Raw genomic sequence first — 13,967 nt, 5'->3', positions numbered from 1 at the left:
CAGCACTGCCGGGCCGATGCCCCGGAGCCGGTAGGCGTCGTGCGCCGGCCGCAGCGCCACGCGGCCGGCCACGGCGCCCTCCACCTCGATCGTCGCGCCGGAGGACGTCAACCGGCGGGCGTTCTGGGCGTCATGTGTCGCTCGACGTGGATCTGGGTGAAGACCGCGACCTTGGCCCGCAGGGCCCAGGGGTCGAAGGGCTTGGTGATGTAGTCCACACCACCGACGAGGTACCCCTGACTGGCGTGGACCGGATCCGCGCCCATGGCGGTGAGGAAGATGATGGGGACGTCACGGTTGCGGTGGCGGCGTTTGATCTGGGCGGCCGTCTCGTAGCCGTCCATGTCGGGCATCTGTACGTCCATGATGATGACAGCGAAGTCGTCGTTGTCCAGGAGGGCTTTGAGCGCCTCCCGTCCGGACGAGACCGTGACGAGGTCCTGGTCCAGCGTGCCGAGGACAGCGGTGATGGCCAGCAGGTTGTCGGGCTGGTCGTCCACGACGAGGATCTTGGGCAGGCCGGCGTCCGGCACGGTCGGGAGCACCGTGGGACGTTCGAGAGCGTCGAGCTGACGCTCCAGCAGCCGGCAGCGCTCTTCGGCGGCGGCCCTCTCCTCCCGCGCGTTCTTCAGTTCCTCACCGAGCCTGGTGACCTGCTGTTGCAGCACGTCACGTTCCTCGAGCAGCTGGGTGACATCGGGGTGGGCGGCCGCCAGTTCGTCCGCACGGCCCCGCTCGGCCTTCCAGTCCGCCTCCAACTGCGAGAGCCGCACCTCCAGGTCGTGGATACGGTTCGTCCGCTCCAGCAGGGCGTCGCCCAGGACATCTCCCTGAACGCTGGAACGCCGGGACCGGCGGTCGGCGTCGGCCAGCTGCTCCTCGAGGACCTCCATCGCATGGTGCTGCGAGGAGCCGGCGTCGATCGCGGCCCGGTACAACTCCCGGACGAGCTCGACGGCCTCGGGCGTCACGGCCGTTCCCCGGTGCTCACCGAGGTCGGCCAGCAGCTCCCTCACGATCTTCCACGGAGGCAGCCGGGTTCCGTTGAGGTACCGGGACAGCGTGCCGGGGTCCCACTGCCGGCGCGTCGCGTACCGGCGTACCGAGACTCCCAGCCCCTCGAACAACTCCCTGAGGGCCTGGGCCAGAGCACGCGTCGCTTCGGGAAGGTCACTGCCGAGCGGCCTCAGCTCACCCACGTCCCTCTCCTTCCGACTCGTGGGACGCGCCGCCACGGGCCCCGTCGTTCACGATCAACCGGTCGAAGAACGAGGCGGCCAGTCCGGCCGCGGCAAGACCGGCGAGCACACTGCGGGAAGGTCCCTCACCCCCCGTCCAGGACAGTGCTGCCGCGACACCCCCGCTGAGCACCGCGAGCAGCAGGACGAGTGCTCCTCTGGTCGTCAACAACGGCTGTTCCATACGGTGTCCATCCACTCGGCCCCTGGCCGGGTGGCGAGGGGAGCCCATCACCCGCGCGGCGGATTGCCTTCGGGGTGACACACAGAATGGAGTGCCGGGAACCTGTTGCGTACCGCAATCGGCGATGCAACACCCGTACTGAGGTGTCGTACGGCGCCGGCATGACCGGGAGGCGCGACGTTTCCCGAGGTCACCTGATTCCTCTTGGACGGAGCGTTGCCAGTGTGTTGCGCGCAACGTGGGCTTCCGCGGGGACCGCCCGGAGGGCTCGCCGGCCCGGTGTTCACCGAGGCGTCGGGGACCGGTACCGATCACCGGGGGCGGGCACCGGGCCCGGCCGGGGCGGCCGGTGGATCGGACCCGTCGTCCGGGACAGGGGCAGGCCCGTGGCGTCGTTCGCGCGGGCGATGATCTCCGCCGTGATGGACACGGCGGTCTCCTGCGGCGTGCGGGCGCCCAGGTCCAGGCCGATGGGGGAGTGCAGCCGGGCCAGTTGTCCCCCGGACACTCCCGCCTCCCGGAGGAGGCGCAGGCGCTCCTCGTGCGTGCGTCGTGATCCCATGGCGCCGATGTAGCCGACGGGCAGGTCCAGCGCCAGACGCAGCAGGGGAACGTCGAACTTGGCGTCGTGCGTGAGGACACAGACGGCCGTGCGCTCGTCGACCTCCGTCCGCCGCAGGTAGCGGTGGGGCCAGTCGATCACGATCTCGTCCGCGTGGGGGAAGCGTGCCGGGGTGGCGAAGACGGGGCGGGCGTCGCAGACGGTGACCCGGTACCCGAGGAAGCGGCTCGTCTCGCTGAGGGCGGCGGCGAAGTCGACGGCGCCGAAGATCAGCATGCGGGGGCGGGGCGCGTGGACGTGGACGAAGACGGTGAGCGGCTCGGGGCAGCTCTCCGCGTCCCCTCCGACCGTGGCGCGTCCGCCGCGCCCCGCACGCAGCAGGGCCCGGGCCTCTTCCGCCACCGCTCGGCCCGCCGGCCCGTCGGCCAGGCCCGCGGAGGAGGCGTGGCCGTCACCGAGAACGCTCAGTGTCGAGCCGAGGAGGTGACCGGGCCCTTCCACGAGCTGTGCCACGGCGGCCGGCCGGCCCCCCGCCACCCCGGTGAGGGCGGCCGCCAGGTGGGCGTGGGCGGTGGGGTCGACGTACTGGACGAAGACGTCGAGCTCACCGCCGCAGGTCAGGCCGACGGCGAAGGCGTCATCGCCGGAGGGGCCGAACCGGGCCCGCCGCGGGAGGCCGGCTTCTCGCAGGACATGTCGGCACAGTTCGTACACGGCGCCCTCGACACAGCCGCCGGAGATGCTGCCGGCCGCGTTGCCGTCGTGGTCCACCGCGACCGACGTACCGACCGGCAGGGGTGTGCTTCCGGTGACGTCGACGACCGTGGCCAGGGCGAAGGGCCGTGCGGCCCGGCACCAGCGGGCCAGCGTGTCCGCGATGTTCAGCATGGGTCTTCCTCCAGGGGACGCCGTCCACGCCGCGGTGCCCGGCCCACCGCCGGCCGCGGCCTCCACCGCGGCCCGACCGGCGGGGACCCGGCCTCGGCGGCGGCCTTCACATCTGCTGGGCGCCGGCTCTGATCGCTTCACGGATACGGGGATAGGTGCCGCAGCGGCAGATGTTGCGGATGCCGTCCAGATCGGCGTCGGTGATCTCGCGTCCCTCGGCCGCCACGCGGCGGACGAGTGCGACGGCGGCCATGATCTGGCCGGGCTGGCAGTAGCCGCACTGGGCCACGTCCCGGTCGATCCAGGCCTGCTGCATCGGGTGCAGATCGGCCCCCACGGTGGCGGGGAGTCCTTCGACCGTGGTGATCTCGTCGGTCGGCCGGAGCGCTCCGACGGGCACCGTGCAGGGAGTGACGGCTCTGCCGTTGAGGTGGCTGGTGCACGCCTTGCAGACGCTGATGCCGCATCCGTATTTCGGCCCGGTGACGCCGAGGATGTCGCGCAAGACCCACAGGAGGCGCACGTCATCGGCGACGTCCACGGTCACCTGTTCGCCGTTGAGGCGGAATGTGTGCTCGGGCATGGGTGCTCCAGGTTCTCAGCGGACGTGGTCCAGGCCGTCGGTGGGCGACGCGGGGACGGGCGGCACGGTGGGCTTGGGCTCGAAGGAGAGCGTGCCGTGGTTGATCGGGAAGCTGGTCGGCATGGTTCCCGTGGCGCGGCCGTACGCGCAGGCGACGGCGGCCATCGAGGCGGCGACGCCCAGTTCGCCGGCCCCGCCGGGTTCCCCCGTGGTGGCCGGCATGACGACGATGTCCAGTTCGGGCGGTGTGTTCCACTGCCGGGTGTAGAAGTAGTTGTCCCAGCTGGCTTCCAGGAAGTACCCGTCGCGCAGGTGCAGGCTGGAGGTCAGGGCCAGGGCGATGCCGTCCATGACGCAGCCCATCATCTGCGCCTCCAGACCGCGTGGGTTGACGGCGAGGCCCACGTCCACGGCGAGGACCGCCTTGGTGACGCGGGGGCCGGTCACGCCGTCGCGGATCGGGCGGTCGACGGTCTCCGGGCGGCAGTCGATCTCGACGAGTACGGCGCTGGTGGAGTGGTACTCGGAGTGGAACGCGATCCCCTGCGCCATGCCGGCCGGCAGCGACCGCCCCCAGCGTCCGACCTCCGCGACCTTGTCCAGCACGGCCCGGGACCGCTCGTCCCGCAGGAAGTCGTGCCGGAACCGGAAGGGGTCCTTGCCCATCTTCCGCGCCAGCCGGTCGACGAGGAGTTCGCGGGCGCAGGTGGCGTCGGGGGAGTAGACGTTGCGCATGCTGCCCGTGTTGAAGCTCTTGTCGGTTTCGCTCAGAAGGCGGCTGTTGAGACCGAAGTCGTAGGGCATCGACTGGGAGAGCTGGAAGAACGTCTCCGAGAACCCGATGTCGCCGACGGGCAGCTGCGCGGCCAGGGCGGTGAGGATCTCGCCCAGTCCGTGACCGAGGTCGGTGGCCACGCTGGTGTGCCGCTGCTGGTAGCCGAGGACGGTGTCGCCGAGATACGCGATGCGTACGCGGGAGGTGGCCATGGGGTGGGTGCGGCCCTGCCGTGAGTCGTCGGCGCGGTGCCACAGCAGCTTGACCGGCTTGCCGAGCGTCCGGGAGATCTCCACGGCTTCGAGCGCGGCGTCGAAGAAGAGCTTCCGGCCGAAGGAGCCGCCGCCTTCGGTGACGTGCACCGTGACCGCGTCGAGCGGCAGCCCGAGCTTGGTGGCGATCGCCTCCTGCGCGACGATCGGTGCCTTCAGGCTCGACCAGACCTCGGCGCGGTCGGGCCGTACGTCGGCTGTCGCGCAGTTCGGTTCCAGCGCGCTGTTGCTGCGGAAGGCGAACGTGAACCTGCCCTCCACGCTCGGTGTCAGGGGTGGCGGGCCGAGGGGGATCTCAGCCGCCTCCAGCTCTTCGAGCACGGACGCGTCGGACTTGCCTTCCGCGCTGCCCGGCTTCCAGGACACGCGCAGGGCACGGACGGCGTCGATGCACTGGCCGAAGGTCTCGCCGCGTACCGCCACGCCGGTGGAGACGGTGGCGACGTCCGTGATGCCGGGCATGCCGCGGACCTCGGCCAGGTTGGCCACCGAGCCCACCGTGCCGTTGATGGTCGGCGGGCGGCACACCATGGTCGGCAGGGCGTCCGGCACGGCCAGGTCCAGGGTGAACCGCTTGCGTCCGGTGACGGCGGCGAGGGCGTCGACGCGGGTGCGCGGTGTGCCGATGACGGTGAAGCGGTCCCGCGGTTTGAGGTCGACGGCCACCTGCCGCGTCCGTACGCTCGCGGCCTTCTCGGACAGGGCGCCGATGCCGATGCTCTCGCCGGCCGGGCCGGTGACCACTCCGGCCTTCAGGGTGAGGTCGGTGACGGCCGTGCCGAGCTCGTCCGCCGCGGCCAGCAGCAGCCGGCCGCGGGCGACGGCGGCGGCGACCCGCACCGGGGTGAAGGTGGAGACGGTCGTGTTCGAGGCACCGGTGAGCTGGTTGAACAGCAACTCCGGTCGCGCGTCGGCAAGGGTGACCCGCACCCGTTCCAGGGGGACGTCCATCTCCTCGGCGATCAGCATGGCCGTCGACGTGGTGATGCCCTGGCCCACCTCGGCGCGCGGCAGCGCGAAGGACACGATGCCGTCCGTGCCGACCTCGACCGTGATCAGGCCGGAGGTCGGCAGGGCGGCCGCGGTCATCACGTCGTTGAGATCGACCAGTTCCGTGATCTCGGGGGAGGGGATGCCGGCTCGGGCCGTCGGCGCGGCAGCCAGTTCGGCGGCGGCCACGAGGGTCGGAGCCGCCAGCACGAACCCGAGGAACCGGCGCCTGCCCAGTCCGGCCGTACCGGGCTCCGGCCGGGGTTCACGGTCGGTGTCGCTCATCGACGGTCCCTCCTCGTGTTCGTCGTTCCGTACTGTTCGGTCTCTTCGACGTCGACGATCCGTGCGCCGGACCGCGGGGTTCCGCCAGGGGGCGCGGATCCCCGCGGTGCGGCGTCGGGGTGCGTCAGGACGGGCGGTTCACGTCCGGGATCTCGAGCTCGATGCCCTTGCCCTCGGCCAGGAAGAGCAGGACGAACTTGCGGATGGCCTCCTCCACGGTCCAGGCGGCTGCCGGAACCAGCGGCAGGGGGATCAGGCCCTCGCGGAAGGCGACGAGCAGCGGCCAGGCGGCGCTGATCAGCGGCTGCCAGAACGGCTCCTCGTCCAGTCCGATCAGGTCCCCGGTCCGGTCGCCGACCGTGTACCTGGAGAAGGCGTTGATCAGGGGGCGGGTCAGGCCGGCGTCGAGTTCGGCGACGATGTCGAGGAGCACGTCGGTCAGCTCGTTGCCCTCGGGGGTGGCAGCCAGGATGGGGTCGAGGACCTGCCGGGACTGGGCGTCGGCCTCGTCCCAGGAGGCGGGGATGTACTCGTCCAGGATGCCCATCATGTGCGCGGTCACCTGCCACACGTGCAGGAAGCCGTCCGATTCGGCGGCGGAGATCGGCACCCTCCAGTCCTTCAGCTTGTGCATGACGAACGTGGGCAGGCTGTGCCAGGTGACCATCATGTCCGCCTGGCTGATGGGGATGGTCTGGCCGCCGCTGGTACGGGACCAGCCCGGGGACTGCGGCAGCAGGTGCCGCACAGCCGCGTGCACCAGCCGGGTCTTCACCGCGGTGACGATCATCGTGCCCTGCGGCTGGTAGGCGTCCAGGTCCCCGACGTCGTACCCGAGCTTGGCGGTCTTGGCGATGCGGTCCTTCATGTCCGCCCCGCCCTTGGAGTAGTAGACGGCGCGCGCCTCCCGCGGGATGGCGGTGCTCATCAGGCCGCTGCCCAGCCCGTACAGGGCACCGGTGTAGATGCCCTTGTTCTTGGTGAACCGGACCGCGGCCTCGAGTTTGCCCGAGTCGGCCCAGGACGGCATCCGGCGTGCCTTCTCCATGAAGTCCCGCAGGTCCGCGGGCAGTCCGTCCGGCAGCGGCTGGTCGTTGCGGGTCCACTGGCGCAGCAGCTCGTTGACCTGGGGCACGTCACCCCGGTCGATCACCGCGGCGAGCACGGGATCGGCCTCGTCGTCCCACACCCACTCCGGGTCGAGTCCGGCGCCCGTTCCCGCCACCGAACCGCTCGGCGCCCACGTCCACGGGGGACGCGCCTGGGCGGGCGTGGCCGCGCCGAGCGCGCCCAGCGCTCCCAACGCCCCGCCGGCGATGAGCATTCTCCGCCTGCTGAGTCCGTCCATGCTCTGAACTCCTCCTCGAGTTCTGTCGGTGAGTACCGCGATGCGAGGGGATGAGGTCCGCCCCTCGGTGCCCTGTGACGCCGGGCTTCGCACGTGTGCGGACGGGCCCCGTTGCCGGTGCGGCCCTCCCGCGTTCCGGTACGGCCCCCGTGCGGGGCCCGCATGACGAGGCCACGGCAAGGGGGGGGCGACCGCTCGGCCGGGCACCACGCGGTGGCCGTCTCCCGTCCGGATGGTGAGGGGGGAGCGTCGCGCCACCGCGGGCGCCGATGTGCTTCAGGCCGGGCGGTTGGTGTCGGGGATCTCGATGCGCGTGCCCTGACCCTTGGTCAGGTGGAACAGGATGTACTGCCGGGCCGCCTCGTCGATCGTCCAGGCCAGCGGCGGTACGAGCGGCAGCGGGATCAGCTTCTCGCGGAAGGCCACCAGCTTCGGCCAGGCGGTCGCGATCGCCTTCTCCCAGAACGGCTCGTGGGGGATGCCGTCCCAGTCGGCGACCTGATCGCCGACCAGGTACCGGGCGAGCGCGTTGACGAGCGGACGGTCGATGCCGCCGGGGCTGGTCTGCTCGGCGAGCTGGCCCAGCAGGATGTCGGTCAGTTCGACGCCTTCGGGTGTGGGGGCCAGGATGGGGTCGAGGACCTGCTGGGACTGGGCGTCGGCCTCGTCCCAGGTGGCGGGGATGTACTCGTCCCGGATGCCGAGCATGTGCGCGGTCACCTGCCACACGTGCAGATAGCCCGCCGACTCGGCCGGTGTGACGGGCACCTTCCACTCGCGCAGCTTCCGCATCGTGTAGGTGGGCAGGCTGTGCCAGGTGACCAGCATGTCCGCCTGGCTGATGGGGATGGTCTGGCCGCCGCTGGTGCGCGACCAGCCCGGGGACTGCGGCAGCAGGTGCCGCACGGCGGCGTGCACCAGCCGGGTCTTGACGGCTTCCACGATGACCTTGCCGTCGGGCCGGTAGGCGTTCAGGTCCCCGACGGCGAAGCCCAGCAGGCTCGTCTTGGCGACCCGGTCCTCCATGTCGGCGCCGCCCTTGGAGTAGTACACGGAGCGCGCCTCCCGGGGGATGGCGGTGCTCAGCATCCCGCCGCCCACGCCGTTGAGCAGATTGAGGTAGATGCCCCGGGACTCGTTGAACTCGGCCGCCGTCTCCAGCTTGGCCCGATCCGCCCACGAAGGCAGCTGACGTGCGCTTTCCATGAACTCGCGCAGGTCCGCGGGCAGTCCGTCCGGCAGCGGCTGGTCGTTGCGGGTCCACTGGCGCAGCAGCTCGTTGACCCGAGGCACGTCGCCCCGGTCGATCACGGTGGCGACGAGCCGGTCGACCTCCTCGTCCCACACCCAGTCCGGGTCGAGTCCGGCGCCCGCTCCCGCGACCGAACCGCTCGGCGACCACGTCCACAGGGACCGCGCGCGGGCCGGCGACGCCATGCTCAGCGCGCCGAAGGCTCCCAACGTCCCACCTGTGATCAACATCTTGCGCCTGCTGAGTCCGTCCATTGCTGCGAACTCCTCCTGGAATCCGATGTGTTGCGCGGACCTGTGGTCCCGCGGCTCCCGTTTGATACGGTGAAACAGATGCAGACTCTCTGTATCTTCAGGGGAGCACAACCGAGGCGGGAACGCCAGAGGCTGCACAGGATCAGGGAGGAACCCGTGGAACCCGCGCACGCACCCCCCAGGGGCCCTGCCGACCTCGCGGCGCTGCTCGACATCGCGTTCGCCGATGCCGTCGGAGGCGCCGGCCAGGGCGACGAGACGGACACGCGTCTGCTCGATGCCGCGTACGAGCAGTTCTGTCGTATGGGGATCAAGCGGTCCGCCATCTCGGACGTGGCACGACGCGCGGGAGTCTCCCGGATCACCGTCTACCGGCGGTTCGCCACCAAGGACCTGCTCGTCGAGCACGTCGTACGGCGTGAGTTCCGGCGCTACTTCGATCAGTTCATCGTCGACATCCGGGACGCCGGGACCGTGGCCGACCGGGTCGTCGTGGGCTTCGTGAGCTCCATGCGGGCCATCCGCGACAACCCCCTGATCGGAGGACTGATGATCGCCGAACCGGAATCCGTCGTACCGTCCATGACCAACGACGGGGGCCGCACGCTGAGCACGGTCCAGCGGTTCCTGGCGGGGAGGCTCCGCGAGGAGCAGCGCACGGGTCACGTCTCCGCCGAGGTGGAGGTGGGTCTCGTGGCGGAGATGATGGTCCGCATCTCCGCGTCGCTGCTCGTCATCCCCAGCCACGTCATCGACCTCGGCGACGAGGCGCAGTTGAGGAAGGTGGCCCTGGAATTCCTCGTCCCGATGCTGGAACCGCCACCGCCACCGCCACCGCCACCGCCACCGCCTCGCCCGTAGTGTTCCGCCTCTCACCGCCGGCGGGCGCCTTGAACCCGAGGGGCCGGACCGGCCACACCTGTTGACAGTCAGTCAGCAGAACTTCACTGTGAGGTCCGCTCATGGACCTCACGCACGGCTCGCGATGGAGGGAGCCCGCCGTGGCCACGGCACAGCAACTGCACGAGTCCGTCGAAGGACAGACCATCACCGGGCTGCTGCGCCGCAACGCCCGGCGGTTCGCCGACCTTCCCGCCCTCACCACCGGCGTCGGACCGGACGCGGCGACACTGTCCTGGTCGCAGCTGCGTGCGGAGGTCGCCGCCCTTGCGCGCGGTCTCGTCGCGCTCGGCCTGGAACAGGGCGACCGGATGCTCGTCGCCCTGTCCGGGCGGGCGCAGCACTGGATCGCCGACCTCGCCGCAGTGCACGTCGGCGCCCTGCCCTGCGGCATCCACGACACACTGAGCACGGAGCGGATCATCGCCACGGCCCGGCACAGCGCCGCCACCGTCCTCGTCCTGGAGGGCGAGGAACAGCTACGGCAGTGGCGGCCGGCCCTGGCGGAACTGCCGCACCTGCGCGCTGTCGTCGTCCTCGACCGGTACGCCGCTCCGGCGGACGACCCGCGCGTCGTCAGCTACCCGGCCGTACGCAACGCCGTACCGCCCGACGACGCCGCGTTCGAGGCGCTCACGGACGCTGTCACGGCAGATCGGCCGTTGGCCCTTGTGTACACCTCGGGCACCACCGGAGACCCCGAGGGCGTGGTCCTCACCCACCGCAATGTCGTCCACGCGTCCCTGATGTTCCACCGACTCGCCTGCGCCCCCGAGCATCCGCGGTCGGTGCTCTGCACATGGACGGCGCACGTCACGGAGCGGGTCCTGGGCATCTACGGGCCGATCTGCGACGCCGGCCACACCACGCTCTGTCCCGCCCCTGAGCAGCTCGTGCCCACCCTGCGCACGGTGCGCCCGCACGGGTTCTTCGGGACCCCCAGGGTGTGGGGCGAGCTCATCGCCGTCCTGCGGGCGGAACTCGACACCTTCACCGAGGACCGGACGGCGGTCGTGACACAGGCCAGGAGAACGGCCCTCGAAGCGTTCCGCCTGCGGACCGCGGGCAAGGAGCTGCCGGCGGACGTCGTCGAGCCGCTGGAGCTGCTCGACGCGCAGGTGCTGCGGCCCGTCCGCGCCGCCGTCGGGTTCGACGACTGCCGCCGGGCCTTCTGCGGGGCGGCACCGCTCACCGTCGCCGACCTGGAATTCCTGGCCGGCGTGGGCCTTCCGGTCCACGAGGTGTGGGGTTCGAGCGAGACCACCGGGGCGGCGGCGGTCGGCACCCCCGAGGCCTTCGCCCTCGGCTCGGTCGGACGCCCGGGGCCGGGCGTCGAGGTCAAGGAGGCCCACGACGGCGAGCTGCTCGTCCGCGGTGCGGTGGTGGCCGCCGGTCACCTGCGCACCGACGGCCGTATCGAACCCGCGACCGATGCGGAGGGCTGGCTGCCCACCGGTGACGTCGGGACCGTGGACTCCCGGGGCATCGTCACCGTCACCGGCCGCAAGAAGGAGATCATCGTCACCGACGACGGCACCCACATCGCTCCGACCAGGATCGAGTCACTGCTGAGAACACACCCTCTGGTCGCCCACGGCGTCGCCGTCGGCGACCGGCGCCGGTCCGTCACGGCCTTGCTGGTCCTGGACGAGGTGGCAGCCCCGCTCTGGGCCCGCACCAACGGAATCGACACCGCCGACCTCGAGGAGCTGTCCCGTCACCCCGCGGTGCTCGCGGCCCTGGAGACGGCCGTCGCGGCGGCGAATACGGTCCTCTCGACCGAGGAGCGGGTGACGAGGCACCGCGTCCTGCCGGGCCCCTGGACCGTGGAGACGGGCGAGCTGACACCGACGCTGGGCCTGCGGCGCCGTGCCATCGACGCACTGCACGCCCACACGATCGAGTCGATGTACTCATAGCACCCGGCACACCAGGGAGCGTCACGAAGGAGCCGACCACATGGGCGTTCAGCGTCAGGTCCCACGACGCAGATTGGCGCCGGATGCCCGGCGTGCCGAGATCCTCGCCGTCGCGCGCGGGCTCTTCGGGGCCCACGGCTACACCAAGGTGTCCCTCTCGGACATCGCCGCCGAAGCAGGCGTGGCCCGCGCGCTGATCAACCATTACTTCGGCGGCAAACGTCAGCTCTACCTCGCGGTGGTACGGCAGACCATGGTCGTCCCGGCCTCCGTCCTGGAGATGCTGCCCCCGAGCGGCCCTGAGGAACGCCTGTCGATATGCGTCGACCGGTGGCTCGACGTCGTGGCGCGCAACCGGGAGATGTGGTTGTCCGCGATCAGTCTGGAAGCCCTCGGCAACGACCCTGAGATCGACCAGATCATGCTCGAAGCGGACGAGATCGCCACCGACTGCATCCTGGAGGCCGCGATGCTGTCCGACGTCACCGACGGACAGCCGAAGCTGCGGGCGATGATCCGCGCCCACAGCGGCATGCTCAAGGCCGCCTCCCGCGAATGGCTGGTACGCGGCACGCTCAGCCACAGGGATCTGCACGTGATGCTGACACGCACGGTGCTCCACCTGATCGACACGGTCTTCCCCACCGTACGGCACGACTGACGGCCCGTCCCCCGACGGCCCCCTGGGGACGCGCAGTCGTGACCGCGCCCCCTGCGGCGCCCATGACACCGCTACCCCCGATCTGGCCGGTCTCCGGCCGCACGTGCGGAACACTCCGCCCGAACGGGGCCGGCCCACCGCACCACCCGGCGGCCGGCCCAGGCCCGTCCATCCCGGCCACGCGCCACCCGCCGTGTTCTGCCACCGGTGCACCACCCGCCCGACGGGTCACAGCGGTACGGCACCCGATGCGGCCGGCACGGTGGTGATCAGCCGAGGAACGTCCGCAGGTGGGCCAGGAGGGCGTCGGGACGTTCCTCGGGGATGAAGTGGCCGCATTCGGGGATCTCGGCGGCGGTGACGTCGTCGGCGTACTGACGCCAGATGTCCAGGCTGGGCAGCCGGGCGGGCAGGCCGGCCGAGCCCCACAGGGCCAGAACGGGCATGGTCAGACGGCGGCCCGCGGTGGCGTCCTCGTCGTCGAGGGCGAGGTCGCGCTCCTGGGCGCGGTAGTCGTCGAAGCCGGCGCGCAGCGCGCCGGGGCGGGACGCGGCGCGGACGTAGGCGTCGACGGCGTCCGGTGCCAGACCGTGGCGGTTGTAGGTCCAGCGTTCGAAGAAGTACTCCAGGTAGGCGCGGACGTTGCTCCCGACCAGCAGCTCGGGGAGATCGGGCTGAAGGTGGAACAGCCAGTGCCAGTAGCCGGCGGCCACCGAGGCGTCGAGGCGGCGGAACATCTCGCGGGTGGGGACCACGTCGAGCACGGTGAGCCGTTCGACCTGGTCGGGACGGTCCAGGGCCCAGCGGTGCGCGACCCGGGCACCGCGGTCGTGGCCGACCACTGCCGCCCGCTCGAACCCGAGGTGCCGTACCAGTTCGGCGATGTCCGAGGCCATCTGCCGCTTGTCGTACCCGGTGGCGGGCTTGTCGCTGAGGCCGTAACCGCGCAGGTCGGGGGCGACGACGGTGTGGGTGGCGGCGAGTTCGCCGAGCACCGGGCGCCAGCACAGGCTGGTCTGCGGCCACCCGTGCAGCAGCACCAGCAGCGGCCCCGAGCCCGCGCGTGTGTAGTGCAGGCGGATCCCGTTGACCTGGGCCACACCCGTGGTCACCGTTGCCGTGGCCATGATCGTTCCCTCCCTGCCTTCGGTAACTAACCGTCTCAGGAGGTTAGTCGCAGGCGGGTCCGTGGACAATGGGCTCATGGCGGCGGACGACGAGTGGCTCCGGTACGGCGGGCGGGTGTGCCTGGACTTCGTCAACACCCTGCGCGATCGGTGGAAGGAGCCCCGGGAGACACTCTGCGAGCCGGACGACGTGGTGCGCTGGCTGCGCGAGGCCGCCCTGCTCCCGGACCGGCCCCGCACCGGTGACGTGCCCGAGTCCGCGCTGCGTTGCGCGGTCGCGCTGCGGAAGGCGATCGACCACGCGGTGCTGCGCGTGGCCGGCGGTGAACTGCCGGCGCCCGCCGACATCGCCGTGATCAACGAGGCGTCGGCGGCAGCTCCCCGCCCCGCACCCCGTCTGGTGCTCAGGGGCGGCCGGTTGGAGTCGAGCAGCACGCCGCGGGTCGCCGGGGACGCGAGCGCCGGCCTCGGCCTCGTGGCCCAGGACGCGATCGAACTGCTCCTCTCCCCGGAGATCCGGCGCGTCCGTATCTGCGCCGCTGAGCAGTGCGCCCTGCGCTTCGTGGACCGCTCGCCGGCCCGCAACCGCCGCTGGTGCTCGATGACCCGCTGCGGAAACCGCACCAAGGTCCGGCTCCACCAGGCCCGCTCCCGCACGAGCGGCTGATCGGGCAGGGGTTTTCTGCCCGTGCCGGGGAGCCGGGCGCGGCCGACCGGTCGTCCAGGGCG

At 71.4% G+C, this 13,967-nt stretch carries 12 protein-coding genes; 4 read left to right on the top strand and 8 right to left on the bottom strand.

The window, feature by feature from the left end:
• Positions 1-107: 107 nt before the first annotated feature.
• From ACFYWQ_RS21720 to ACFYWQ_RS21690, 7 genes are all read right to left on the bottom strand, one after another.
• Positions 108-1,199, bottom strand: coding sequence for a response regulator (locus ACFYWQ_RS21720; RefSeq protein ID WP_389518499.1), 1,092 nt, complete (start codon positions 1,197-1,199; stop codon positions 108-110).
• Complete coding sequence (locus ACFYWQ_RS21715; RefSeq protein WP_389518498.1) at positions 1,192-1,407, bottom strand: hypothetical protein; 216 nt, start codon at positions 1,405-1,407, stop codon at positions 1,192-1,194. The genes ACFYWQ_RS21720 and ACFYWQ_RS21715 overlap by 8 nt, the downstream gene beginning before the upstream one ends.
• Before the next feature lie 298 nt (positions 1,408-1,705).
• Positions 1,706-2,872 (bottom strand): XdhC family protein, encoded by a 1,167-nt coding sequence (locus ACFYWQ_RS21710; RefSeq protein ID WP_389518497.1) that lies wholly within the window; start codon positions 2,870-2,872, stop codon positions 1,706-1,708.
• Between the two features lie 106 nt (positions 2,873-2,978).
• Positions 2,979-3,455, bottom strand: a complete 477-nt coding sequence (locus ACFYWQ_RS21705; protein WP_389518496.1) for a (2Fe-2S)-binding protein — start codon at positions 3,453-3,455, stop codon at positions 2,979-2,981.
• A gap of 15 nt (positions 3,456-3,470) precedes the next feature.
• Positions 3,471-5,777 carry a molybdopterin cofactor-binding domain-containing protein gene (locus tag ACFYWQ_RS21700; protein ID WP_389518495.1) on the bottom strand — a complete coding sequence of 769 codons (2,307 nt, stop codon included), beginning with the start codon at positions 5,775-5,777 and terminating at the stop codon, positions 3,471-3,473.
• Between the two features lie 124 nt (positions 5,778-5,901).
• A complete protein-coding gene (locus ACFYWQ_RS21695) occupies positions 5,902-7,125 on the bottom strand; it encodes an oxygenase MpaB family protein (protein WP_389518494.1) in 1,224 nt (407 codons plus the stop codon).
• A 276-nt stretch (positions 7,126-7,401) separates the two neighbouring features.
• Complete coding sequence (locus ACFYWQ_RS21690; protein WP_389518493.1) at positions 7,402-8,631, bottom strand: oxygenase MpaB family protein; 1,230 nt, start codon at positions 8,629-8,631, stop codon at positions 7,402-7,404.
• A 156-nt stretch (positions 8,632-8,787) separates the two neighbouring features.
• On the opposite strand from ACFYWQ_RS21690, the gene ACFYWQ_RS21685 reads away from it, so the two are divergent.
• The 3 genes from ACFYWQ_RS21685 (at position 8,788) to ACFYWQ_RS21675 (ending at position 12,111) form a co-directional block, all read left to right on the top strand.
• Positions 8,788-9,492, top strand: coding sequence for a TetR/AcrR family transcriptional regulator (locus ACFYWQ_RS21685; RefSeq protein WP_389518492.1), 705 nt, complete (start codon positions 8,788-8,790; stop codon positions 9,490-9,492).
• Positions 9,493-9,632: 140 nt separating this feature from the next.
• The gene (locus ACFYWQ_RS21680) at positions 9,633-11,450 is read left to right on the top strand and encodes an AMP-dependent synthetase/ligase (protein ID WP_389518491.1); all 1,818 of its coding nucleotides are present in this window, start codon (positions 9,633-9,635) and stop codon (positions 11,448-11,450) included.
• A 40-nt stretch (positions 11,451-11,490) separates the two neighbouring features.
• A complete protein-coding gene (locus ACFYWQ_RS21675) occupies positions 11,491-12,111 on the top strand; it encodes a TetR/AcrR family transcriptional regulator (RefSeq protein WP_389518490.1) in 621 nt (206 codons plus the stop codon).
• 269 nt (positions 12,112-12,380) lie between these two features.
• Here the strand turns inward: ACFYWQ_RS21675 and ACFYWQ_RS21670 are convergent, their stop codons facing one another.
• Complete coding sequence (locus ACFYWQ_RS21670; RefSeq protein ID WP_389518489.1) at positions 12,381-13,238, bottom strand: alpha/beta fold hydrolase; 858 nt, start codon at positions 13,236-13,238, stop codon at positions 12,381-12,383.
• A 76-nt stretch (positions 13,239-13,314) separates the two neighbouring features.
• On the opposite strand from ACFYWQ_RS21670, the gene ACFYWQ_RS21665 reads away from it, so the two are divergent.
• On the top strand, positions 13,315-13,905 hold the full coding sequence (locus ACFYWQ_RS21665) for a CGNR zinc finger domain-containing protein (RefSeq protein ID WP_389518488.1): 591 nt from the start codon (positions 13,315-13,317) through the stop codon (positions 13,903-13,905).
• Positions 13,906-13,967 lie beyond the last annotated feature (62 nt).

It is taken from the genome of Streptomyces sp. NPDC003247 (assembly GCF_042888135.1).
In the GTDB taxonomy this organism is placed as follows: domain Bacteria; phylum Actinomycetota; class Actinomycetes; order Streptomycetales; family Streptomycetaceae; genus Streptomyces.
Note: the sequence above shows the minus strand (reverse complement) of the source record. Positions and strands in the feature narration are given on the sequence as shown.

Coding starts and splice junctions, on each gene's coding strand:
- ACFYWQ_RS21710 (WP_389518497.1), bottom strand. CDS start 2,872: ATGCTGAACATCGCGGACACGCTGGCCCGCTGGTGCCGGGCCGCACGG.
- ACFYWQ_RS21705 (WP_389518496.1), bottom strand. CDS start 3,455: ATGCCCGAGCACACATTCCGCCTCAACGGCGAACAGGTGACCGTGGAC.
- ACFYWQ_RS21700 (WP_389518495.1), bottom strand. CDS start 5,777: ATGAGCGACACCGACCGTGAACCCCGGCCGGAGCCCGGTACGGCCGGA.
- ACFYWQ_RS21695 (WP_389518494.1), bottom strand. CDS start 7,125: ATGGACGGACTCAGCAGGCGGAGAATGCTCATCGCCGGCGGGGCGTTG.
- ACFYWQ_RS21690 (WP_389518493.1), bottom strand. CDS start 8,631: ATGGACGGACTCAGCAGGCGCAAGATGTTGATCACAGGTGGGACGTTG.
- ACFYWQ_RS21675 (WP_389518490.1), top strand. CDS start 11,491: ATGGGCGTTCAGCGTCAGGTCCCACGACGCAGATTGGCGCCGGATGCC.
- ACFYWQ_RS21670 (WP_389518489.1), bottom strand. CDS start 13,238: ATGGCCACGGCAACGGTGACCACGGGTGTGGCCCAGGTCAACGGGATC.
- ACFYWQ_RS21665 (WP_389518488.1), top strand. CDS start 13,315: ATGGCGGCGGACGACGAGTGGCTCCGGTACGGCGGGCGGGTGTGCCTG.